Annotated in this window: 23 protein-coding genes; 10 read left to right on the top strand and 13 right to left on the bottom strand. The window is 64.5% G+C overall.

Annotated elements, in window-relative coordinates; all coding sequences use genetic code 11:
- Positions 1-42: 42 nt before the first annotated feature.
- Both VGR99_RS14380 and VGR99_RS14385 read left to right on the top strand, forming a co-directional pair.
- A complete protein-coding gene (locus tag VGR99_RS14380) occupies positions 43-372 on the top strand; it encodes a DUF6949 family protein (protein ID WP_326899099.1) in 330 nt (109 codons plus the stop codon).
- A gap of 87 nt (positions 373-459) precedes the next feature.
- Entirely contained in the window at positions 460-990 is a 531-nt protein-coding gene (locus tag VGR99_RS14385) for a gamma carbonic anhydrase family protein (protein ID WP_326899100.1), read from the top strand.
- 171 nt (positions 991-1,161) lie between these two features.
- Here the strand turns inward: VGR99_RS14385 and VGR99_RS14390 are convergent, their stop codons facing one another.
- Entirely contained in the window at positions 1,162-1,392 is a 231-nt protein-coding gene (locus tag VGR99_RS14390) for a hypothetical protein (RefSeq protein ID WP_326899102.1), read from the bottom strand.
- 179 nt (positions 1,393-1,571) lie between these two features.
- Between VGR99_RS14390 and VGR99_RS14395 the strand changes: the two genes are divergently transcribed.
- Positions 1,572-1,922 (top strand): hypothetical protein, encoded by a 351-nt coding sequence (locus VGR99_RS14395; protein WP_326899103.1) that lies wholly within the window; start codon positions 1,572-1,574, stop codon positions 1,920-1,922.
- A gap of 196 nt (positions 1,923-2,118) precedes the next feature.
- On the opposite strand, the gene VGR99_RS14400 is transcribed toward VGR99_RS14395, so the two are convergent.
- From VGR99_RS14400 to VGR99_RS14425, 6 genes are all read right to left on the bottom strand, one after another.
- Positions 2,119-2,613 carry a hypothetical protein gene (locus VGR99_RS14400; protein ID WP_326899104.1) on the bottom strand — a complete coding sequence of 165 codons (495 nt, stop codon included), beginning with the start codon at positions 2,611-2,613 and terminating at the stop codon, positions 2,119-2,121.
- Between the two features lie 168 nt (positions 2,614-2,781).
- On the bottom strand, positions 2,782-3,513 hold the full coding sequence (locus VGR99_RS14405; protein WP_326899105.1) for an aspartate/glutamate racemase family protein: 732 nt from the start codon (positions 3,511-3,513) through the stop codon (positions 2,782-2,784).
- A gap of 37 nt (positions 3,514-3,550) precedes the next feature.
- A complete protein-coding gene (locus VGR99_RS14410) occupies positions 3,551-4,429 on the bottom strand; it encodes an ABC transporter permease (protein WP_326899107.1) in 879 nt (292 codons plus the stop codon).
- On the bottom strand, positions 4,429-5,388 hold the full coding sequence (locus VGR99_RS14415; RefSeq protein WP_326899108.1) for an ABC transporter permease: 960 nt from the start codon (positions 5,386-5,388) through the stop codon (positions 4,429-4,431). The genes VGR99_RS14410 and VGR99_RS14415 overlap by 1 nt, the downstream gene beginning before the upstream one ends.
- 4 nt (positions 5,389-5,392) lie before the next feature.
- A complete protein-coding gene (locus VGR99_RS14420) occupies positions 5,393-6,682 on the bottom strand; it encodes a PotD/PotF family extracellular solute-binding protein (RefSeq protein ID WP_326899109.1) in 1,290 nt (429 codons plus the stop codon).
- Positions 6,683-6,724: 42 nt separating this feature from the next.
- Entirely contained in the window at positions 6,725-7,711 is a 987-nt protein-coding gene (locus tag VGR99_RS14425; protein ID WP_326899110.1) for an ABC transporter ATP-binding protein, read from the bottom strand.
- Between the two features lie 266 nt (positions 7,712-7,977).
- Here VGR99_RS14425 and VGR99_RS14430 point away from each other — a divergent pair, with 266 nt between their 5' ends.
- On the top strand, positions 7,978-8,685 hold the full coding sequence (locus tag VGR99_RS14430; RefSeq protein ID WP_326899111.1) for a GntR family transcriptional regulator: 708 nt from the start codon (positions 7,978-7,980) through the stop codon (positions 8,683-8,685).
- Between the two features lie 18 nt (positions 8,686-8,703).
- Here the strand turns inward: VGR99_RS14430 and VGR99_RS14435 are convergent, their stop codons facing one another.
- Positions 8,704-8,913, bottom strand: a complete 210-nt coding sequence (locus VGR99_RS14435) for a hypothetical protein (protein ID WP_326899112.1) — start codon at positions 8,911-8,913, stop codon at positions 8,704-8,706.
- 643 nt (positions 8,914-9,556) lie between these two features.
- Here VGR99_RS14435 and VGR99_RS14440 point away from each other — a divergent pair.
- The 3 genes from VGR99_RS14440 to VGR99_RS14450 all read left to right on the top strand — a co-directional run bounded on the left by VGR99_RS14440 (position 9,557) and on the right by VGR99_RS14450 (position 13,765).
- Positions 9,557-10,120: an HdeD family acid-resistance protein gene (locus tag VGR99_RS14440; RefSeq protein WP_326899113.1), complete on the top strand. Its 564-nt coding sequence runs from the start codon at positions 9,557-9,559 to the stop codon at positions 10,118-10,120.
- A 44-nt stretch (positions 10,121-10,164) separates the two neighbouring features.
- A complete protein-coding gene (locus tag VGR99_RS14445; RefSeq protein WP_414645123.1) occupies positions 10,165-11,514 on the top strand; it encodes a metal-dependent hydrolase family protein in 1,350 nt (449 codons plus the stop codon).
- A 490-nt stretch (positions 11,515-12,004) separates the two neighbouring features.
- Positions 12,005-13,765 carry a CHAD domain-containing protein gene (locus VGR99_RS14450; RefSeq protein WP_326899115.1) on the top strand — a complete coding sequence of 587 codons (1,761 nt, stop codon included), beginning with the start codon at positions 12,005-12,007 and terminating at the stop codon, positions 13,763-13,765.
- A gap of 121 nt (positions 13,766-13,886) precedes the next feature.
- Here VGR99_RS14450 and VGR99_RS14455 read toward each other — a convergent pair whose 3' ends face one another.
- From VGR99_RS14455 to VGR99_RS14475, 5 genes are all read right to left on the bottom strand, one after another.
- The gene (locus tag VGR99_RS14455; RefSeq protein WP_326899116.1) at positions 13,887-14,510 is read right to left on the bottom strand and encodes a transglutaminase-like cysteine peptidase; all 624 of its coding nucleotides are present in this window, start codon (positions 14,508-14,510) and stop codon (positions 13,887-13,889) included.
- A gap of 331 nt (positions 14,511-14,841) precedes the next feature.
- Complete coding sequence (locus tag VGR99_RS14460) at positions 14,842-15,453, bottom strand: PilZ domain-containing protein (protein ID WP_326899118.1); 612 nt, start codon at positions 15,451-15,453, stop codon at positions 14,842-14,844.
- A 68-nt stretch (positions 15,454-15,521) separates the two neighbouring features.
- Positions 15,522-16,688, bottom strand: coding sequence for a CynX/NimT family MFS transporter (locus tag VGR99_RS14465; RefSeq protein WP_326899119.1), 1,167 nt, complete (start codon positions 16,686-16,688; stop codon positions 15,522-15,524).
- A gap of 51 nt (positions 16,689-16,739) precedes the next feature.
- Entirely contained in the window at positions 16,740-17,987 is a 1,248-nt protein-coding gene (locus tag VGR99_RS14470; RefSeq protein ID WP_326899120.1) for an MFS transporter, read from the bottom strand.
- Between the two features lie 295 nt (positions 17,988-18,282).
- Entirely contained in the window at positions 18,283-18,771 is a 489-nt protein-coding gene (locus VGR99_RS14475) for a GNAT family N-acetyltransferase (RefSeq protein WP_326899121.1), read from the bottom strand.
- 180 nt (positions 18,772-18,951) lie between these two features.
- Between VGR99_RS14475 and VGR99_RS14480 the strand changes: the two genes are divergently transcribed.
- The 3 genes from VGR99_RS14480 to VGR99_RS14490 all read left to right on the top strand — a co-directional run bounded on the left by VGR99_RS14480 (position 18,952) and on the right by VGR99_RS14490 (position 21,131).
- Complete coding sequence (locus VGR99_RS14480) at positions 18,952-20,103, top strand: zinc-binding dehydrogenase (protein WP_326899122.1); 1,152 nt, start codon at positions 18,952-18,954, stop codon at positions 20,101-20,103.
- A gap of 3 nt (positions 20,104-20,106) precedes the next feature.
- Positions 20,107-20,589 carry a DUF5680 domain-containing protein gene (locus tag VGR99_RS14485; protein WP_326899124.1) on the top strand — a complete coding sequence of 161 codons (483 nt, stop codon included), beginning with the start codon at positions 20,107-20,109 and terminating at the stop codon, positions 20,587-20,589.
- Between the two features lie 119 nt (positions 20,590-20,708).
- On the top strand, positions 20,709-21,131 hold the full coding sequence (locus tag VGR99_RS14490; protein ID WP_326899125.1) for a VOC family protein: 423 nt from the start codon (positions 20,709-20,711) through the stop codon (positions 21,129-21,131).
- Positions 21,132-21,171 lie beyond the last annotated feature (40 nt).

Genomic DNA, 21,171 nt, shown 5'->3' on the forward strand with positions numbered 1-21,171 from the left:
TCACAGGAAGGCTCCGGCGTTGCGTAAGGGCGGACCGTTCCGATGACACCTGAGGCTTTCAATTCTCTCTTCTCGATTCTCATCGGCTTCGCGCTCGCGGGCGCGCTCGTGAGCGGATACCAGGCGGCCACGCAGCGGCCCGCCGGCTTCGGCCTGCTGCAGGACGGCGTGGCGCCGAGGACGTTTGCGGCGGTGCCGTTCCTGGTGTTCGCGGCGCCCTTCATCATCATGCGCAACACGCTGCGCGGCATGCGGCTGGAAAGCCGCCGCGTCGAGTTCGTGATGATGGCGACCGTCATCGCCGGCTTCTGGAGCATGATGAGCGGCACCTTCTTCCTGATGACGCTGCGCGCGACCGGCGTGCTGGGCTGACGCCTTGCAGGGCTGCGTGGCGCGGCGGCCCTTTGCCTCCGCGCTGCCGTTTCGCTATGCCTGAGGTCAATGTGACAGGAGACCTCCATGGCGATCTATGAGCTCGACGGGCAGGCGCCCGATCTTCCATCCGACGGCAATTACTTCATCGCGGAGACCGCCACCGTGATCGGCCGCGTGCGGCTGAAGCCGGGCGCGAGCGTGTGGTTCGGCGCGGTGCTGCGGGGCGACAACGAGTGGATCGAGATCGGCGAGGGCGCCAACATCCAGGACGGCTCGACCTGCCATACCGACCTCGGCTTCCCCATGGTCATCGGCAAGAACTGCACCGTCGGTCACAACGTCATCCTGCACGGCTGCACCGTCGAAGAGGGCGCGCTGATCGGCATGGGCTCGATTGTGATGAACGGCGCGAAGATCGGCCGCAACAGCATCGTCGGCGCCGGCTCGGTCATCACCGAGGGCAAGGAGTTCCCCGAGCGCTCGCTGATCATCGGCTCGCCCGCGCGCGTGATCCGCACGCTCGATGATGCCCAGGTGCAGAAGATGGGAAGCGCCGCCCGGTTCTACGTCGCCAACGGCCCGCGCTTCAAGAACGGCCTGAAGCGGATCGGCTAGCTGCCTTCCGACGCGCGGGCTTCCATGGCGCCGCGATCGTCTCGTGTCCCGCCAACCACAACGCATGCGACCACAACGTATGCTCGTCGCTGCCGTCCGAGTAAGGATTGGCTTCCGCCGGAATGTTGTCGCGGGCGGCGCGTTCGCCTTCCGCAAAGGGATCGCGATGGGTCATCGTGATCTGGCCTTTCTGGTTCTGGGGCGCGCCGTCGTCTTGCTCGCCTCGCCGTCGAGCCTCGCGCTCTTGCGCAGTGCGTCCCTGAGATCGACGGGGATGCCATGCTTCTTCAAGAGATCGGCGAAGGCTTCGTCTGCAAGCTCCTGAAACGTCGCCATCCTGTCGCGTCCCAATTGCTTCAGCTTGTCGAGCGTGTCGTCGTCGAACGCGATCAGTTTGCGCATGATCGTGCCTGCCCTCCTGATTCAAGCTGATGTGACGGAATTTGTTCCGGAACTAGTCTTCGCCGCGGCTGCTGATCCTCGCGCGGAAGTGAGGCAGGAAGGCTGTCAGGAATGCCTGTGTGACGTTAGCTTGGTTCCGCTTTGAAGCGTGGAGCGTGTCCACGCGGAGGATCGAGTAAATGTTACGGAAGATGATGTTGACGGCGCTGGCCGTCGCGGCGGTCGGGTTGTCGGTGCCGCAGGCGGCACAGGCGGGTGGTCACGGCGGTTTCGGCCATGGTGGTGGCGGCGGCTGGCACGGTGGTGGCTGGCGTGGCCGCGGCTTCTGGCCAGGGCTCGCGATCGGGGCGGGTATCGCCGGCGCCGGCCTCTACGGCGGGTATTACGGCTATGGATACCCTTACTACGGCGACCCCTATTACTATGGTACCGGCTATGACGATGGCGGTTATGGCGGCTGCTACGTCGTGCGGAAGCGCGTGATGACACCGTCGGGATGGCGATACCGTCGCGTCGACGTCTGCGAGTAAGGCGGGACGGCCCGCGGGCCGGCTGGATCAGCCGGACCCACTAAAAAACAAGGCCGTTGACGCAGTATACCGTCAACGACCTTGCCAGCCCCGGATATTGAAATCGGCTCACGCCATCCGGTACCGGCGAGCATGGCGCGGAATCATACGGGTGAATGTGATCCAGTTCACAAGTAGAAAAATTTAAAGCCGCAAGTTATCCGCGAGAGCGCTTGCGTGCGCTGGCATGGACGCGGTACCGGGCCGGTTTCCTGCGGGTAACCGACGGCGACTCGGCCTCGGTAGCCCGGGTGCTGGCGAAGGACTGGCGCAAATTGTCGATCGACTCGTTCAGGGTCGCCACCTGCTCCGACAGGCGCTTGGTATCGGCCTGTTGCGCCGTGATCAGCCGCTTCATGGTCTGGAGCTGGTCCTGCACCACCTGGAGCTGGTCGATCGATTCCTGCTGGGTTGCCTCCAGCCCCTTGGTCTTCTCGACGAGCTGCTCGGAGGCCTGGGCGGCGCGGGCCTGAAGCTGCCGCGACGCGACTACACGGTCGGTCTCCGGCGCGGTGCCCGAATAGGCGCGCCAGATCGCGATCGAGGCCACGCCGGCGATCAGCAAAAGCAGGGCGGCAGCGGTCAGCGCGATCGGCTGGGCGCCGAGGCGAAACAGGGGGTTGGACGGTCTGTCCTCTGCGAGATCGATCATCGCTGACAAAGCCCAAAGTGAAACTTGGTGGTTGGCGAAGACCGGCAGCCTGGAAACGGCAGCCGGGATGTCCCGAAAGTGTTACTGTTCGGCAACAATTGGGACCAAAAAGAGGCTGAAGCCCAAAAAAACGGGCTTGGCCCCTTGTAATCCGACAAATGACAGAATTCAGGGCTGAAACGACGAAAACGGCCCGGCATATGTTTTCGAGCGCGGGGCCGCGTAGGGCCCGAGTCGGGACGTCTTCAGCCCCAGCCGCACCACTGATTCGGCCAGCGTCACCGCGGCGGCGACGCCGTCGACCACGGGCAGGCCGTGTGTGGTGGCGAGCTCGGTGGCGAGATCGGCCATGCCGGCACAGCCGAGCACGATCGCCTCCGCACGGTCGTCGCGGATCGCGGCGGTGATCTCCGCGGAGATCTTGCCGATCGCATCCGCATTGCGCTCCTCGAGCGCGAGCACCGGGACTTCGGCGGCGCGGACGCGGGCGCAGCGCTCGGCGAGGCCGTATTTTCTGAGATTATGCTCGATTGGCACGATGGAGACGCCGAGCGTCGTCACCACGGCAAAGCGCGCCGCGACCAGGCTCGCCATGTGGAAGCCGGCCTCGCCGATGCCGATCACCGGAGCTTTCGCAACGGCGCGCGCGGCGTCGAGGCCGGTGTCGTCGAAGCAGGCGATGATGTGCGCATCCGCACCGTCGCGGTCGGCCTCGCGGATGCAGCCGAGCATGCCGGGGACGGCGAAGGCCTCGTCGTAAAAGCCCTCGATCGAGACCGGGCCCATCGCCGGCTGGCGCGCGTCGATCACGGTGTCGGGGAGGGCGATCGCGCGCGCGGCGGCGGCGATCTTCGCCGTCATCGACGCGGTGGTGTTGGGATTGACGACGTGCAGTCGCATCGCGATCAGACGAGCCCCTTGTCAGACAACCGCTTTGTTAGACGAGTCCCTTGCCGGCGTCCGAGCCCTTGGCCGCCTGCCGCTTGTTGAGCACGTGGATGGTGCCGAGCGCAAGCGTGATCACCGTGAACGACACCGCCGAGATCACCGTGCCGAGCGCATAGATGTCGGGGTTCGTCACCGTGGTGGTGAGGCCCTGGAGATCGAGTGGCAACGTGTTCACCGCGCCGATCGCCTGGCTGGAGCGGGCGAGCTCGTCCCAGGACAGCGTGAAGCCGAACAGGCCGATGCCGATCACCGAAGGCAGGATGATCGGCAGCACGACATAGCGGAATGTCTGCCACGGCGTCGCGCCGAGATCGCGCGCGGCTTCCTCGAGCCTGGGGTCGAAGCGGTTGAAGATCGCGAACATGATGAGAAGCCCGAACGGCAGCGTCCAGGTCAGGTGCGCGCCGAGGCCTGACGTGAGCAGGCCCATCGAGGTCTCAAAATTCTCGTTCCAGTGCGCCTTGATGAGATCGTCGATGATGCGGAATTCCAGGGAGATCCCAAGCGAGGTGATGATCGAGGGCACGATCAGGCTCGCGATCGCCGAATAGAACAGGATGCTCTGCGCCTTGAATTTGCGGCGGAAGGCCATGCCGGCGGCGACCGACAGCACGACGGTGACGATCATCACGATGATGCCCAGCAGCAGCGAGCGGCGGAACGCCGCGCCGAGATCGACGATGCCGGTGCCCTGGAACAGCTTTGCGATCCAGAAGGTCGACACGCCGTTCATCGGGAAGGTGAGGCCGCCTTGCGGCCCCTGGAACGACAGCACGTAGATCGCGATCATCGGGCCGTAGAGAAACAGCACATAGGCCGCGAAGAAGATCGCGAGCACATAGAACGAGCGCGGGCGTCCCTCCTTCATCACAGCTCCTTCTTGATGTCGACGATGCGGGACATCATGGTGATGATCAGGAAGGTGATCACGAGCAGGATCACGGCATTCGCCGCAGCCGCCGGGAATTGCAGCGCGTTCACCCGCGTCTCGATGATCTTGCCGGCGGCGGCGATCTGCTGGCCGCCCATCACGCCGATGGTGATGAAATCCCCCATCACGATGGTGATGACGAAGATCGAGCCGATCACGATGCCGGGCTTTGACAAGGGAATGACGACGTTGACCAGCGTCTGGAAGCCGGTGGCGCCGGCGTCATAGGCGGCTTCGATCAGCGATTTGTCAATGCGCACCATCGAATTGAAGATCGGCACCACCATGAAGAAGGTGAAGAGGTGGACCAGCGCCAGCACCACGGAGAATTCGGAGAACAGCAGCCACTCCACGGGATGGTTGATCAGCCCCGTCTTGACCAGGCCGGAGTTGACGAGGCCATTGCGCCCGAGCAGCGGGATCCAGGCGATCATGCGGATCACGTTGGAGGTCCAGAACGGGATCGTGCAGAGCAGCGACAATCCCATCTGCCAGGTCTTGGACTTGACGTGGAAGGCGAGGAAGTAGGCCACCCAGAAGCCGATGAAGAGGGTGATCGCCCAGACCATGAAGCAGAGCTTGAGCGTCTTCAGATAGGTCTTGCCGATCGTGCAGAGATCGGGGAGCTGCGCGATGCAGCCTTCGAAGGTGTCGGTATAGCCGCGGCCGGAGAACGCCGGCAGCAGCTGGTATTCGTTGTAGTCCCAGAAGGAGACGATGACCACGAAGACGAGCGGGATCAGGAAGAAGGCGAGAAACACCAGCATCATCGGCCCGGCCTGAAGCCAGGAGATGAAGGAGGGCGACAGCCGCGCGGCCTTGGTGGCGCGCGCGGTGTCGGATCCCCGGACCATGTCCGGGGATGCCTGTTGCAGTATGTCTCCCGAACTGTCCATCACATCAGGCCGCGATGAACTCGTTCCACTTGCGGACCATGTAGTCGTTCTCGTCCATCACCGCGTTCCAGCACGCGACGCCGCCCATGCGCTCCTCGTAGGAGCCGCCGTCGCGCACCGCGCCGGCCTTCTCCAGCAGCGAGCCGTCGGGCGCCTTGATGTCCTTCTCGGCCGGCTTGCCTTCCATCCAGTACGCCCACTCGTACGGCTCCATGTGCGCCTTCGCGGTGGAGAGCACGGCGGAGTAGTAGCCTTGGCGGTTGAGATAGGCGCCGGCATAGCCGGACAGGAACCAGTTGACGAACTCATAGGCCCATTCGAGCTTCGGACCCGACACGCCCTTGGAGACGCAGAAGCCCGAGGCCCAGGAGCGATAGCCTTCCTTGAGCGGCTGGAAGGTGCAGGGGATGCCCATCGAGCGCACCTTCGTCACCGCCGGCGACCACATCGACTGGATGACGGTTTCGCCCGAGGCCATCAGGTTGACGCTCTCGTTGAAATCCTTCCAGAACGCGCGGAACTGGCCGGCCTTCTTCGCTTCGGTCATCACCTTCATGGTGAGATCGATCTCTTCCTTGGTCATGTTGCCCTTGTCGGCATATTTGTACTTGCCGGTGGCTTCCACGACCATCGCGGCATCCATGATGCCGATCGACGGGATGTTGAGGATCGACGCCTTGCCCTTGAATTCAGGGTTGAGCAGTTCGGCCCAGGAGCTGATCGGGCGCTTGATGATGTCGGGGCGGATGCCGAGCGTGTCGGCGTTGTAGACGGTCGGGATCAGCGTGACGAACTCGGTCGCCGAGGTCGCGAACTTCTTGGAGTCCTTGCCTTCGAGATAGAGCACCTTCCAGGGCGCGGTGCCCTGGTTGCCGATCTTCTTGCCGCCGGGCGTCTCGCCCTTGGTGAAGACCGGCGTGATGTTGTCGAATTCCTTGATCTTCTTGGCATCGAGGGCAAGGATGTTGCCCGACGGCACCAGCTTCTTCAGCGAGAAATATTCGGTGTCCAGCACGTCGAAGGAGTTCGGCTGGGTCATCACGCGCTTGGTGACGTCGTCGGTGGTCGCGGTGATGTATTCGATCTTGATGCCGGTGTCCTTGAGGCACTGCTTGGATATGTCGTCGCCCTCGTTCACGGCGGTGCCGAGATAGCGCAGCACCTTCGCATCGGCCGACTTCACATAGGGAAAGCCGGTGATGGCGCCGGAGCCGGCGGCAAGGCCGGCGAGACCTGCGGTGCCCTTGAGCAGCGTGCGGCGGCTGACGCCCTTTGTCCTGGTGGTCTCGGTCATATCAGTCACTCCTCTGTTGCGCATTCCAGTGATCGATCGGCGCTATTGCAGGCGCTGCGCCTTGGCGGGATCCCAGGTGGCCAGCACGCGATCGCCCGGACGGAACGGGTGAACGTCGAAAGTGGCTTCCGGAACGTGGGAGAACAGGGCGGTGCCGTCGTCGAGCGTGAGCGAGACGGCGATGTAGGAGCCCTGGTACTCGGTCTGGGTCAGCAGCGCCGGCGCGCCGAACGCGCCGTCAGCGAACGGCTTGATGCCGAGCTGATCGGCGCGCACGGCGATGAGCTTGCCGGCGTCGCTGAGGACGTTGTGGCCGCCGATGAAGCGGGCCACGAATTCGGTGCGGGGATGGTGGAAGATGTCGCGGGCGGAGCCCTGCTGCTCGATCCTGCCGTGGTTCATCACCACGATGTGGTCGGCGAGCGCCATCGCCTCTTCCTGACCGTGGGTGACCTGGATGAAGCTGATGCCGAGCTCGCGCTGCAGCCGCTTCAGCTCGCCGCGCATCCTGACGCGGAGGAACGGGTCGAGTGCCGACAGCGGTTCGTCGAGCAGCAGGATCTGCGGCTCGGTGATCAGGGCGCGGGCGAGCGCAACGCGCTGCTGCTGGCCGCCGGAAAGCTGCGCCGGCAGGCGCGCGGCATAGGGGCTCATCGCGACCAGCTCGAGCAATTCGCCCGCGCGCTTGTGCCTGACGGCGCGGTCGACGCCGCGCATCTTCAGGGCAAAGGCGACATTGTCGAGCACGGTCAGATGCGGAAACAGCGCGTAGGACTGGAACATCATCGCCGTGCCGCGCTTGGCCGGCTCGAGGTCGGTGACGTTCTGCGCGCCCAGGACGATGTCGCCCTCGCTGACCGCCTCGTGGCCCGCGATCATGCGCAGCGTCGAGGTCTTGCCGCAGCCGGAGGGGCCGAGCAGGCAGCAATAGGTGCCGGCGGGGATCTTGAGGTTGACGTTGTCGACCGCCAGCGTGGTGTCGTAGCGCTTGGTGACGGCGACCAGTTCGAGAGCGGCAGGAGTGGCCATGGCGTGTCCGGGGAGGGCGGTGCTTCCCGCCTCTCTCCGCAAGGTCCGTGCCAATCACGCTTGTACGGTCGATTTTGAAAAGTGTGCAGCGGAGTCAGATCGTTAGATCGAATCCGGCGCATTGAGGCTGCCCGCCACCTGCGCAGCCGCCTGCACACAAAACGGGCGCCGATTGTATAAAGTTTCGCCTGTGATTGGATACAACAGCTCGACTAACATTCAGGCCGATATTCGCCATCGAGCCCTCAAACCCAGCCTTCGAACGAATGGCCGCCAAGACCCGCCAGAAAGCCGACGCGCCAGATGCGAGCGATCGCGTCAGCCGCATTCGGGAAGGCGTGACCGCGGCGATCCTCGAGCATCGTCTGTTGCCGGGCACCAAGCTCGGCGAGGACGAGATCGGCGAGATCTACGGCGCGAGCCGCACGCTGGTGCGCACGGCGCTCCAGCAGCTCGCACATGAAGGCATCGTCAACATCGAGAAGAACCGCGGCGCCTTCGTCGCGCGCCCGACGCCTGCCGATGCCCGCGAAGTGTTCGAGGCGCGCCGCCTGATCGAGCCGACCATCGTCGACCACGCCATCGATGCGGTGTCGCCGGCCTGGCTCGATCGCCTCCAGCAACATCTTGCCGAGGAGCACGAGGCGGAGCTGCGCGGCGACGCGCGCGCGTCGGTCCGTCTCTCCGGTGAATTTCACAAGCTTGTCGCCGAGATGAGCGGGCACAGCATCTATCTCGGCTTCCTCAAGGAGCTGATCGCGCGCTCCTCCCTCATCATCCTGCTCTACCGCCGTCACGACACGCCGGCCTGCGGCACCGATCACCACGCCGGCATCGTGAGCGCGATCCGCAAGCGCGACAAGCAAGCGGCGCGCGTTCAGATGCTGTCGCATCTGAACGAGATCGAGGCCGAGCTGTTTCTGAAGGATCCCGCCGCCGATGAGCTGCGGCTCGCGGACGTGCTCAGCGCGTGAGCGAACTTCGCCAGCCGGTTATGGCAGCGACGATCCTTCGTTTCGCCTGATGATCTTCAGAACGAGCAGGATCGCACCAAGGATCAGAAAGAGCACGCCGACGAAGGTCGTGCCGCCGGATTCGAAGGTCACGCCGACCGCGGTCAGAAGGCATCCGACGATGATTGCGAAGAGCCCGCCGAGCTTCTTGACCAGCAGGACATGTCCGTCACTCGTTTGCGCCACCATGTTACGCCTCGCCCAATTGATGTTGCGCCTGCGTTCGCTGCTCCCGTTGCTTGTCTCTCCAGTCGAGCAGGCCCGTACGATCGTACTCCCGAACGCGCCAGTTGCAATCTGGCGTTGATGGCGGACGTTTCGGAGTGCCTGCATTTGATTTGAGTTCGAAGCATGTGAGGCAGCTGAGCTTACTCATTTGCCGTAAATTACCGGAAAATATCCTGTTGCAGTGCATTACCGTGGAAGTCGTATGGCTGAATTGCAGAAGCGCCCAGTAGTTGCAAATTGACTTACGGTTGGCGTCGGCATCAACTTACCTCGCGCATTGAGTTCTGGAACGGAGCCGACATCAGGCCAATCCGTTCTGCGGAGTAGTGCAATGGCGTTGCGGTCCGTCGTCGAAGAGCGGGAGCCGGCGTATGTCGCGACCGGCCATATGCCCGGAGACGGTGCAGGCGCTGGTGAACGAGGCGCAACGGCGATTTCAGTCAAATCGGGACGGAACCACCTCGCGGGTCTACCCGCGCTTGCCCGTGTCCCCAGCGGGAGAGCCGACCGCCGCGGCATCCGAAGCGTCGGCGCTGGGCGTGCTGGTGGGCATCGTGGCCGCCGTCATTGCGGCTGACGCTGGAGATGACCAAGGGAGGAGGACATGACGACGTTCGATCATAGTGCGCCGATGGGTGCGACCGGTCTGCCGCAACCGCCTCGCTGGGTTTGCGTGCTCCTCGGTCTCTTCATGGTGTTCGCGGGACTGATGGTGCTGGGCGATATCGCGTTCTTCACCGTGGTCAGCGCGCTGTTCATCGGCTGGATGGCGATCGCCGCGGGCGCCTTCGAGGTCTTCCACGCGTTCTGGACCAAGGGATGGGGCGGCTTCGTCTGGCAGGTGATACTCGGCATTCTCTACATTGCCTTCGGCGTCGTTCTGATCAGCCAGCCCGTGGCCGGCGCGCTGCTGCTGACCTATGTGCTCGGCGTGGCGCTTCTCGTCTCCGGTGCGATCCGCATGCTGATTGGAATGGGCCGCTGGCAGCAGGGCGGCGGCATCATGATCGCGTCCGGTCTGTTTGGCGTCATTGCCGGCCTCATCATCCTCACAGGGTTTCCGGCGACCGGGCTCTGGGTTTTGGGGCTGCTGCTCGGCATCGACCTGCTGTCGCACGGCATTGGCTGGCTGGTTCTGGCGTGGCGGCCCGCGGCGGCAGCCGCGTAGTGGCGTAGGGGCGGGGGAGATTGACCATGCCGGGATTGAAGAAGATGCGGGCCGGGCTCGCCGTCCTGCTGGCGGCGATCGCGTGCAGCACGTCGCCTGCGACGGCCCAGAACAATTCTCAAGATAACGCGCAGGACGGATCGGCCGTCCTGTTTCGCAACGTCCGGATCTTTGACGGAAAGAACGCCGCGCTGTCAGGCGCGTCCAGTGTCCTCGTCAGAGGCGGAAAGATCGAGAAGATTACGACCGCAGACGTTATAGCCGCCAGCCAGGTGATCGAGGGCGGCGGCCGCGTTCTGATGCCGGGGCTGATCGACGCGCATTGGCACGCGATGCTGGTGCGCCCGACGCCGATGGCCGCGCTCGCGGGCGATATCGGCTACAACAATCTGCTCGCCGCGAGCGAAGCGACGGCGACGCTGATGCGCGGCTTCACCACCATCCGCGACATGGGCGGACCGACCTTCGGGCTGAAGCAGGCGATCGACGAGGACCTCGTTGCCGGGCCGCGGATCTATCCGTCCGGGGCCATCATCACCGTCACCAGCGGCCACGGTGACTTCCGTCAGCTCTCCGACCTGCCGCGCACCATCGGCGGCATGCTGAGCCGGATGGAGCGGATCGGCGGCAGCATGGTCGCCGACAGTCCCGACGAGGTCCGCGTGCGCGCACGCGAGCAATTGATGCAAGGTGCTTCGCAGGTCAAGCTCACCGCAGGCGGCGGCGTCGCGTCGCCCTTCAGCCCGCTCGATGTCTCCACCTTCACCGAGCCGGAGCTGCGCGCAGCGGTCGAAGCCGCCGACAATTGGGGCACGTATGTTGCCACGCACGCCTATACGCCGGTCGCGATCCAGCGTTCGATCGCAGCCGGCGTGAAGTGCATTGAGCACGGTCACCTCATGGACGAGGCGAGCGCAAAGCTGATCGCGGAGAAGGGCATCTGGCTCAGCACGCAGCCGTTCCTGGATCTCGCCGGTGCCGCGGCGCTCGGGCCTTCAGAGCAGGACAAGATGCGGCAGGTGGTTGCCGGCACCGACCGTGTCTACGCGCTGGCGAAGAAGTACAAGATCAAGACCGCGTTCGGCACCGATGTCCTGTTCTCGAAGGCCTTGGCGGACAAGCAGGGCGCGATGGTGGCCGCGCTGACGCGCTGGTACACGCCGGCCGAAGCGCTGGCCATGGCGACGTCGACCAATGCGGAATTGCTGAGCCTGTCAGGCCTGCGAAATCCCTATCCCGGCAAGCTCGGCGTGGTCGAGGAGGGGGCGCTCGCCGATCTCCTGCTGGTCGACGGCAATCCGCTCGACAACATCAAGCTCGTCGAAGATCCCGCGAAGAATTTTCTGGTGATCATGAAAGGCGGCAAGGTCTACAAGAACAGCCTTGTGCGCTGATGCCGCATCCCGCGCGCATCGGATAGCTCACGACGCTGGAGGACTTCTAAGCCCGTTCGTCCGCAGGCGGCTTTTTGCGCCGCGAAGCAGACTCGGCCTCCGGAACCGCAAGACCTGTTGCATCAAGACTTGTCACAATACGACTTGTCACAACAGGGCTTATCACAATTTCGGGCCGGTCATCATCGGAGGCGTGGCTTCTAAGCGTCTCCAGAACCAGAAAAAATTTCTCGGCTAGCATGAGTCAAGCTCGCTGACGCATTTCATCTCGGTTTCGACCAACGCGAGATTCGCTAGCAATTCGATCACTTACTGGACGTCGCGGCAATTTAATTCGTCGCGCCAGGCGAATTATGACAGTCCGCGCCGATATCGAGCGTGCAGCACGCGCATGTGGACCATGATGTGCTGCGACGTAACGTGACTATTCCGCGCCGACCGTACCGGCTATATGCTGGCGCTCTGTCATTGAACTGTCATGTCACCGGAAATGTTGAAATCAGATGCTACACCGGCTCGTAAAAACATGAGCGCGCCGGATGGGAATCCTGTCCCAAAGGACAGTAAGAGAACGCAAGTCATCGCCGGCTTCCTCAGGCAGCGTGACGCAGCCGAGCCCGGCGCGGAACCTGTGATCGTCGAGGGCGCTGTGATCGATCAGACGCCATCGCAAGACGTGACGCCTGCACCGCAGCCAGCCCAGCCGGATGTTGGCGCGAGTCCCGCCGGCGAGATCGAGCTCAAGCTTCTCGTCGATGCCGATCGCATGGCGGATTTCAACGCCGCGCCCGTCATCGCTGCCAATGCGCGCAACAAGGGATCGCGCAAGCATCTGAAGTCCGTCTACTACGACACGCACGAGCGCCTGCTGCGGCGCAACGGGTTGAGCTTGCGTGTGCGCCAGAGCGGCGCGCGTTTCGTGCAGACGGTGAAGACCGACGCCACCGACGATCCGCTGCGCCGCGGCGAGTGGGAGGCGAACGTGCCGTCGCTATCGCCGGACCTCGCTCTCGCGATGCCGTTCATTCCGGAGAAGCTTCGCGAGCATCTGCAGACGCATCCGCTCGAAGCCGTCTTCACCGCCGACATCCATCGCCATGCGCGGATGATCGATCTTCCGACCGGTGCGGTCGAGATCGCGTTCGACCAGGGCGAGCTTGTGGCCGGCGAGCGTTCGCTGCCGGTGAGCGAGATCGAGCTGGAACTCAAGAGCGGCGGCGCAAGCACGATCTACGAGGTCGCGCTACGGCTTGCGGAGCAGGGGGCGGTGAAGCCGTCGATCCGCAGCAAGTCGGCGCGCGGCTTCGATCTTGCCGTCGGCAAGCCGCCGTCGGCGCGGCGGCCGCGCAAGCTGCACCTCGATCCGTCCGTGACGCTCGACGAGGCCTTCGCGACGATCCTGCGCTCCTGCTACCTGCATCTGCTGCAGTCGCTGCCGGCGGCCGAGGACGGCCGCAATCCGGAAGGCGTGCATCAGCTCCGCGTCTCGCTGCGCCGGCTTCGCTCGGCGCTCGATCTGATGCGATCGGTCGGCGCGCTCAGCAATCTCGATGCGCTCCGCTCCGAAGCCAAATGGCTGGCGCAGGACCTCTCAGCCGCACGCGACTGGGACGTGTTCCAGCTCGAGACGTTGCCGACGATCGCAAAGGCCTGCCCTTCGGTTGCCGGCTTCGAGGCGCTGGGCAAGGCTGCGGCGAAGCGCCAGTCCGACGCCTACCGCAAGGCGCATCGCGCGCTTGCCGATCGCCGCTGCGCTGCGTTCCTGATCGGCCTCGGCGGCTGGATCGAGACGCGCGGCTGGCGCAATGACGTTGCGGCCGAAGATCTCGGCCAGCTCGCCGAGCCCGCCGTCAATTTCGCCGAGCGAGTCCTCGCGGAGCAACATGCCAAGGTGCTCAAGCGCGGCCGTCGCTTCAAGTCGCTGTCGGCCGAGCAGATGCACCGCGTGCGGCTCGCGACCAAGCGGCTGCGCTATCTCAGCGAGTTCCTGCTGCCGCTCTACGAGGAGCGCAAATCCGCGCGGCGCTTCTCGCGCCGGCTCGCCGGCCTGCAGGAAGAGCTCGGCGCCTTCAACGACATGGCGGTCACGGCATCGCTGCTCGACGGGCTTGGCACCGAGCCCGACAGCGCGATCGCTGCTGCCGCCATCGCCGGCTGGCAGGCCCGCGCATCGCTCGGCGTGCAGCCGGCGTTGCAGAGCACCTGGCGTGATTTCACCGCGGCGCGCGTGCCGTGGTCGTCGCCGGACTGATCGCGCATCCCCCAAAAAGTTGCGGCCAGCCATTGGGGGATGGCTGGCCGCGCGCGAACCGGTCTGGGACGGGGAGGGGTGGGGATGTGACCGGGTCGCGTAACTCGTTGTCTCGTTCCTGCTAATCTCTCGCGCTGGCGGTGGAGACCGCCGGCTTGGTATCGCCCAGCGAGACCCAGACATTGGGATCGCTCTGCGACTGGCGCTTGACGAAGCGGTAGCCGGTCTCCGTCCAGGCAACGACGTTCTCGTTCTGATTGTCGAGAACGAACTCGCCCTTGTCGGTCTTCACCGTCAGCACCGCGTGGCCTTCGCCCTTCTTGTCGCGCACGACGGTGATGAGCAGGGCCTCGCGAGGCCAGCCGGCATCGATCAGCATCTTGCGCTTCAGCAGCACGTAGTCTTCACAGTCGCCGTAGCCATCCGACGGCAGCGACCACTTCTCGATCACGCCCCAGTGCTCCTGGTCGGTCAAAGGCTTGATGGTCTCGTTGACCCAGCGATTGACCTTGATGAGGTCGCGCCACGCCGTCTGCGACATCACGATGTCACGCGGCTGCGTCGGACCGCCCTGGCACTGAGCGGCATTGTCAGCACAAAACTCGACCCAGCCGATCGGCGCACGCGTGGTGTCACCGAGGCTCGCGTAGAGCAGACGGCTCTCGCCGGCCTGCACTGTCGCGCTGATCCCGAAGAGCATGGCGGCGAGCGCCAGACCCTTCCCCTGTCCCCTGAAGTCCAACATTGCGGCCCCCGTTTCTTGTTGGGACCACATTTCGCATGGAGCTTTTGAGTTGCCGCTAAATCGACCAAGTCAAGTCGAGACGAATGCAAGTAAAACGCGCGGCGAATTCGATCTATATTTGAAGCGAATTCGAATAAAATTCGATAATACTGCAATTGATTCAAATTTGATCGATTAACGCGGAAACGCAGGCGGAACCGTCATATCCGCGCGTAAACACGCCTCGCGTTAACCCGCGTGGAGCGCGCTGCCAGATAAGAAAAAGGCGGCGTCCGCATCGCGGAGGCCGCCTTCAAGGCTGGAAAAGCAGTGGTTTTGGCGCGCTTTCGCTTTACCGCGCGGTAACGCTCTCTTCGAGAGTCTCGATCGGCTGCTCGTGCATGAACTCCAGCGCGAAGCCGTCTTCGAGGTTTCGGACCACGCGGCCCTGGACCCGGCCGAGCAGCACGATCGATTTCAGCGGCGGGCGGTTCTCGGCCGCGATGGCGGCACCCGACAGCGACAGGTCGATGATGCGGCAGGTCATCTTGGTGCCGTCCTCGAGCGTCAGCACCGCGATCGGGTTGCGCGGCACGATACGGTCGTGGCGGCGATCTTCCGGCAGATTGAGGATGTCGCGGTTGGCGAGCCAGGTCAGCTGGGCCGCGAGCCTGTCGCGCTTCCTGGGCGTCGCGCCGATCGTCATAGCGAAGCCATTGTCGATGATGCGGGCGATCTTGCCCTCGACGCGGCCGATATGGTCGAGATAGGCGACCACGCGGTCGCCGACATTGCCGATGCCGGGGGCGAGCAGAGCGAGGCCGCCCGGCGACATGTTGATCACCTGGCAGGGGAATTCACGGCGGTCCGGCAGCATGTAGCGGCCGAGCAGGTGAACCTTCACCCGCTGGAAACGCCGACGTTCCTCGGCGGCCGGAAGAAATTTTTTGTTCGCCAACGCCATTTTCACAACCCGACCCCCCGCCTGGCGGAGTCCGGGACGACCCTAAGGTGCATAGGGTTAATGCCGCGTTAGGATTGGGCGCGTCGATTACGGACTGACACAATGCGCTCGAAAAGCCACATCAGGGGCGGGCAGGCCAGCACCGTCAGCGCGCCGAGGTCGAGCGCGACCGCGGCGGTTCCGGCCGATTTGGCGAGCCGGCCCGCCACCGCCGGTCCCAGCATCATCGCGGCATAGAAGAGAGTGTAGAACACGCCCATCCCGATCGCCCGCGTCTCCGGCACGAGCACCTGGGCGGCGAGGCTCATGATCGGGCCGGCCGGATGGCCGCCGATCAGGCCGATCAGGACGAGGATGGTGATCACGGCGTCCGTCCGGGTCAGCCAGGCCAGAAGGGCAGCCACCGCGATACTGGCTGCGATCGCCAGCATATAGGGTCGCTTGAAGCGATCGGCGAGAAAGCCGCCGGCCGGCACCGAGATCACCGACAGCCACATCACGAGGCTGATGGCCGAACCCGCCGCGGCAATGCTCCAGCCGCGCTCGGCGAGCAGCGAGGGGCCGAACGAGAAGATCATGGCGAAGCCGACATTATAGAGGCCCCAGATCAGGCCCGCGACGATCACCGCCGACAGCGCGAGGGGATCGAGCCGGGCTGAGCCGGCCGGGCCGGCCGCGGCGCCCGGCGGCGGCTGGTAGAGCATGATGAGCACAATGCCGGTCGCGGTGAGAGCAGCTGCAGCGAGGAACACGGCACCCGCGCCATAGGCGGTGCCGAGCGCGGGCAGGACCAGCAGCGAGATGCCAAGGCCGGCCGGCCAGGAGTTGACGAAGATCGCCATGGCGGTGGCGATCTCCTTCCCCGCGAACCAGTCGGTGGCCATCTTGGTGAGCTGGACCGTGAGCAGCACGCCGCCGACGCCCGAGGCGAGCCGGCCCGCCATCTGCCAGCCCCAGATGTCGGTGGTGGCCATGACGAGGCTGCCCGCGGTCATCAGCAGCAGCGCCGCAATCGTGGTGGGCTTGTCGCCGAGCGCCCGGCCGATCGCGCCGCCCGGCAGCGCCAGCACCACGCCCGGGGTGAAGTAGAGCCCGATCAGGAGGCCGATATCGGCGAGCCCGACGCCAAAGGTCTTCTCGAGCAGCGGCGCGACCGCGGCCACGGTCTGGAACTGGAATGCGATGGTGAGGCGAACGAAAAACAGGATCGCAAGAATGGCCCAGCGATTGCGCAATGCCTCATCCCCCATGCCTTCTCTCGAAGGTGCGGTGGAGAGGGACCGGAGTCAACCGGCTGTCTTTCGCGTCGCGCGCTGATAGAGCAGGCACAGCAGCGCAAGCAGCACCGCGGCCGACAGCCCGAGCGACCAGTGAATGCCGATCGCTGCACCGAACACGCCGACGGTGATGCCGCTGAACGCCCTCATGCCAAGTCCCGCCATATTATAGAGACCGACGACGCGACCGCGAATGTCGGCCGGTGCGTTCAGCTGCACCAGCGCCTGCGCCATGGTGTTGAACGACAATTCGAAGAAGCCGGCGAAGAACAGCAGCACGATCGCGACCGGATAGATCCGCACCGCGGCGAAGCCGAACAGCGCCACGCTCCAGAGCATCGCCAGCATGATCGCAGTGCGCGGCGTGCCCTTGAGGCGTCCCCAGGATTCCAGCGCGATGCCCGCGAGCAGCGCGCCGCCTGCATCCGCCGCGAGCAGCACGCTGTAGGACACGCCGGGATCGCCATGGCCGAGATCGCCGGCAAAGCCCGGCATCTGCGCGTGATAGGCATTGCCGATCATGAAGGAGGTGAGGCCGGCGAGCCACGTCATCGCCGTCAGCACCGGCTGCGTGCCGATGGCGCGAACTGTCAGCAGGATGTCGGCAAAGCCGCGCACGGCGAAGCGTCGCACCGCGACGCTCTTGTCGCGCACGGGCGCCCAGAACAGCCACAGCAGCATCGGCAGATAGAACAGCGTGTTGAAGATGATGCCGTGCGAGGTGCCGAGCGTCAGCATGATGACGCCGCCGACCGCTGGCCCCACCAGGATGCCGAGATAGCGCGCCATCGCGTTCAGCCGCACCGCGCTCGGCAGATCGGCAGGACCCACGAGGTCGTAGAGCAGCAGCTGGTTCGGCGTCTGCCAAAGCACGCCGGCGCAGCCGTGGATCACCAGCAGCAGCATCGCGTGCCACATCTGGATCGTATCGGTGAGGAAGAAGAATCCCCAGCCAGCGGAGGCGACAATGAACAGCAGCATGCCGCACTGGATGATGCGGCGCGGATCGAACCGGTCGGCGAGTCCGCCGACCGCAACCGAGAACAACAGGAACGGCAGCCAGTGCGACAGCACGGCAAAGCCCCCCAGCGTCGGCGAGTGGAATTTCTGGAACACCACCCAATAGCTGATCACATGCTCGATATTGTCAGCCATCATCGCCAGCACATAGGCGATGAACTGCAGCCGGTACGGCACGGACTTCATCGCCGCGAACGATCCGGACGCGGCCACGGGATTTTGGGGCAGGGGATTCAAGGGATCACCAGGGTAGGACTTCAATCGTCCGTACACGGTCGCTGGTGAAGGCTCAAGACACTTGGGTGTGCCTGAACATCAGCCATGCGCTGAGGCCACTCACTCCGCCGTCATCCTGAGGTGCGAGCGAAGCGAGCCTCGAAGGATGGGCCGCAAGCGCCCGTAGCCCATCCTTCGAGGCGCGCAAGAGCGCGCACCTCAGGATGACGGCGGAGTGTGTGGCAGGCTCCGTAGCCCGGATGAGCGTAGCGTAATCCGGGGCCGCCGGTCCCGCATATCGCTTCGCTCATGCGGGCTACGCGTCTACCCCCAGCGCCTTCACATAAACCGCATACGGCACGCCCAGAATATCCGGCGCCTCGCCGACCCTGACAAATCCCATCCGCAGATACATCGGCAGCGCCACCGTCATGATCGGCGTCGTATGCAGCGCGATGACGCCCGACTGGTCGCGCTCGGCGCGGCGCAGACACTCTTCGGTCAATTGCCGGCCGATGCCCTTGCCGCGCGCGGCCGGATCGACCACCAGCATGCGGATGACCGGCCACGCCGGATCGAAGAATGCCGCCTTCGGCGCTGTCGGGCCGACATAGGCGACGGCGCCGACGATCTGGCCGCCATCCTCGACGACGATGATCTCGCCGGTCTTGGCGAGCTCCGGCATCTTCGCGACATGGGTCATGAACAACGGCCAGTCGGAATAATGCGGCTCGAACTCCGCGAACGCGGCCAGCGCGACGTGGACGATCGCGTCGGCATCTGCTGGCTGATAGTCACGAAGCATCGACGTTGTCCTCGATCCGTAGCCCGGATGGAGCGAAGCGCAATCCGGGGCCGCTGTCCCCGCATTCCGCTGCGCTCCATGCAGGCTACGAGACCGGCCGCTTGGCACGCGCGCGCATCTCACATACGCTTCGCCTCAGCCCGCGCCATCATCATAACAGACGGGCAGCGAGGAAACAGCATGGACCAGATCCGCGTCTGCACCCACGCAGGGCCGGGCTCGGAGCCCGTCATCCGCACCGTACCATGGCCGAAGGTCGGCCGGAAAGCCGCGCTGATCAAGGTCGGCGCCTGCGGTGTCTGCGGCACCGATTTGCATATCCTCAAAGGTCATTGGCCAAAGCCGCTGCCCTGGCCGTTCACGCTCGGCCACGAGCTTGGCGGTGTCATCGTCGAATGCGGCGATGAATTCACGGAAGACTTCATGAGCAAGCCGCTCAAGGTCGGATCGAAGGTGATGATCCCGCCGCTGATGCCCTGCGGCCATTGCTATTACTGCATCCACTATCCGCAGACGGCCAACAAATGCCTGACGCCGGTTTATTACGGCCGCTATCTCGGCTTCGACAAGGCGCCGCACATGTGGGGCGGCTGGGCCGAATATGTCTATGTCGATCTCGAGATGCTGCCGGGCACCAAGATCTACAAATTGCCCGACGACATGTCGCTGCGCCTCGGCGCATTGTCCGAGCCGCTGACCTCCTGCATCCGCGCCTTCAACCGCGCCACCCGCGCCGGCGGTTTTTCCTGGGGCGACACGGTGGTGATCCAGGGCTCGGGCCCGATCGGCATACTGGCGGTCGCGGCCGCCAGGGAGATGGGAGCAGGGCGCGTCATCTGCGTCGGCGCGCCGGAGGAGCCGCGGCTGAAGCTCGCGCGCGAGTTCGGCGCGGAGGCGACCGTCAACATCGAGGAGCTTAAATCGCCCGAAGCGCGCATCGCGCGTGTGCGCGAGATCGTCGGCGGCTTCGGCGCCGATCTGGTGATTGATTGCTCGGGCCATCCGACCGCCGGCCCCGAGGGCATCGAGATGCTGCGTGACGGCGGCACCTATGTCGAGATGGGCCAGTTCACCGACGCCGGCTCGATCGACACCTCCTGGCACCGCATCTGCACCAAGGACCTCAACGTGCTCGGATCCTGGGGCTTTACCGGCAACGACCTCCCGCTCGGTGTCGACATGCTCTACCGCACGGCGGGCAAATATCCCTGGCTGAAGATGCAGACGATCTATCCGTTCACGGAAGCGGGCGTCGCGCAGGCGGTGAAGGATGCGATGGCGATGAAGACGGTGAAGTCGACCATCGTGCCGTGGCCGGAACTGGTGGAATAGACGATGCCGTCCATCCCGCCCGATCTCGCGGCATTCCTGGTCGAAGCCAAGCGCCGCACCTATGCCGGCCTCGACGACGACGCGACCGTGGCCGTGCCGCTACTCGCCGGCTCAAAACAGCTCGAGCATCGCGCGCCGCCTTATGCCTATCGCGATATCTATTTCGGGATGGGGTTCTTCGCCGGGCAGGAGACGGTGTCGCGGGACGACCGCGTGATCTGGTCGATGAGCTATAGCGGCGGCGTCCGCGCGGAGATTACGGAGCGAGATGAGTTTCTCGCGATCTACAAATTCTTGCGTCAGGCCCTGCTGGGCGTGAGCGTCGAGGCGCCTTATCGCGGGCCGCGCCTGTTCGAGCAGATGGGCATGGTCTATCGCAACGAGATCGACGGCGGGCTCGAACGGTTTCATGGTCTTGAGACGATTGCGCGGCATGATGGCGCGCAATTGTACGAGCTGCGTTATGGTGGCGGTCTGCTGAGATAAGCTTCCCGTCTCGTAGCCCGGATGAGCGAAGCGATATCCGGGGTGCTTGTGGATGAAGTTGTCCCGCATGTCGCTTCGCTCATGCGGGCTACGAGTTAGAGTTTGGAATAAGCGACGACATGACAAACGTACAGACCTCCGAACCAAACCACCGCTCCCCCTTCCACGCCATCCGCGCGATCGACTACACCGTCATCTTCGTGCGCGACATGGCGGCGATGCGCCGCTTCTACGAAGACGTTCTCGCCCTATCCCTGCTGCGCGCGCTTTCGCCGAACTGGATCGAGTACGCCATCGGCCCCAACACGCTGGCGCTCGCAAGACCGAGCCGGACCGCGACCGACGCGCCGACGCCGGCGGGCAGCGCCTCGCTGCAGCTCGCCTTCAAGGTGTCCACAGCCGAAGTCGATGCCTGCGCCGACGAGCTCGTGCGGCAGGGCGTGGCGCTGCTCTCGCCGCCGACCAACCAGTCGTTCGGGCATCGCACGCTGTTCTTCCGCGACCCCGACGGCAATCTGCTGGAGGTCTATGCCGAAATCTGAGCGTGCAGGGCGGCCGCTGCCCGAAAAGTTCCACCAGGAA

The sequence above is a fragment of the Bradyrhizobium sp. genome, from assembly GCF_035935975.1.
GTDB lineage: Bacteria > Pseudomonadota > Alphaproteobacteria > Rhizobiales > Xanthobacteraceae > Bradyrhizobium.

What these genes read in the sequence shown, in the direction of transcription:
- VGR99_RS14400 (WP_326899104.1), bottom strand. Translation starts at nt 2,613, where the DNA reads ATGATCGATCTCGCAGAGGACAGACCGTCCAACCCCCTGTTTCGCCTC.
- VGR99_RS14420 (WP_326899109.1), bottom strand. Translation starts at nt 6,682, where the DNA reads ATGACCGAGACCACCAGGACAAAGGGCGTCAGCCGCCGCACGCTGCTC.
- VGR99_RS14390 (WP_326899102.1), bottom strand. Translation starts at nt 1,392, where the DNA reads ATGCGCAAACTGATCGCGTTCGACGACGACACGCTCGACAAGCTGAAG.
- VGR99_RS14425 (WP_326899110.1), bottom strand. Translation starts at nt 7,711, where the DNA reads ATGGCCACTCCTGCCGCTCTCGAACTGGTCGCCGTCACCAAGCGCTAC.
- VGR99_RS14415 (WP_326899108.1), bottom strand. Translation starts at nt 5,388, where the DNA reads ATGGACAGTTCGGGAGACATACTGCAACAGGCATCCCCGGACATGGTC.
- VGR99_RS14440 (WP_326899113.1), top strand. Translation starts at nt 9,557, where the DNA reads ATGACGACGTTCGATCATAGTGCGCCGATGGGTGCGACCGGTCTGCCG.
- VGR99_RS14460 (WP_326899118.1), bottom strand. Translation starts at nt 15,453, where the DNA reads ATGGCGTTGGCGAACAAAAAATTTCTTCCGGCCGCCGAGGAACGTCGG.
- VGR99_RS14485 (WP_326899124.1), top strand. Translation starts at nt 20,107, where the DNA reads ATGCCGTCCATCCCGCCCGATCTCGCGGCATTCCTGGTCGAAGCCAAG.
- VGR99_RS14450 (WP_326899115.1), top strand. Translation starts at nt 12,005, where the DNA reads ATGTTGAAATCAGATGCTACACCGGCTCGTAAAAACATGAGCGCGCCG.
- VGR99_RS14430 (WP_326899111.1), top strand. Translation starts at nt 7,978, where the DNA reads ATGGCCGCCAAGACCCGCCAGAAAGCCGACGCGCCAGATGCGAGCGAT.
- VGR99_RS14445 (WP_414645123.1), top strand. Translation starts at nt 10,165, where the DNA reads ATGCGGGCCGGGCTCGCCGTCCTGCTGGCGGCGATCGCGTGCAGCACG.
- VGR99_RS14455 (WP_326899116.1), bottom strand. Translation starts at nt 14,510, where the DNA reads ATGTTGGACTTCAGGGGACAGGGGAAGGGTCTGGCGCTCGCCGCCATG.
- VGR99_RS14395 (WP_326899103.1), top strand. Translation starts at nt 1,572, where the DNA reads ATGTTACGGAAGATGATGTTGACGGCGCTGGCCGTCGCGGCGGTCGGG.
- VGR99_RS14490 (WP_326899125.1), top strand. Translation starts at nt 20,709, where the DNA reads ATGACAAACGTACAGACCTCCGAACCAAACCACCGCTCCCCCTTCCAC.
- VGR99_RS14480 (WP_326899122.1), top strand. Translation starts at nt 18,952, where the DNA reads ATGGACCAGATCCGCGTCTGCACCCACGCAGGGCCGGGCTCGGAGCCC.
- VGR99_RS14435 (WP_326899112.1), bottom strand. Translation starts at nt 8,913, where the DNA reads ATGGTGGCGCAAACGAGTGACGGACATGTCCTGCTGGTCAAGAAGCTC.
- VGR99_RS14380 (WP_326899099.1), top strand. Translation starts at nt 43, where the DNA reads ATGACACCTGAGGCTTTCAATTCTCTCTTCTCGATTCTCATCGGCTTC.
- VGR99_RS14385 (WP_326899100.1), top strand. Translation starts at nt 460, where the DNA reads ATGGCGATCTATGAGCTCGACGGGCAGGCGCCCGATCTTCCATCCGAC.
- VGR99_RS14405 (WP_326899105.1), bottom strand. Translation starts at nt 3,513, where the DNA reads ATGCGACTGCACGTCGTCAATCCCAACACCACCGCGTCGATGACGGCG.
- VGR99_RS14475 (WP_326899121.1), bottom strand. Translation starts at nt 18,771, where the DNA reads ATGCTTCGTGACTATCAGCCAGCAGATGCCGACGCGATCGTCCACGTC.
- VGR99_RS14410 (WP_326899107.1), bottom strand. Translation starts at nt 4,429, where the DNA reads ATGAAGGAGGGACGCCCGCGCTCGTTCTATGTGCTCGCGATCTTCTTC.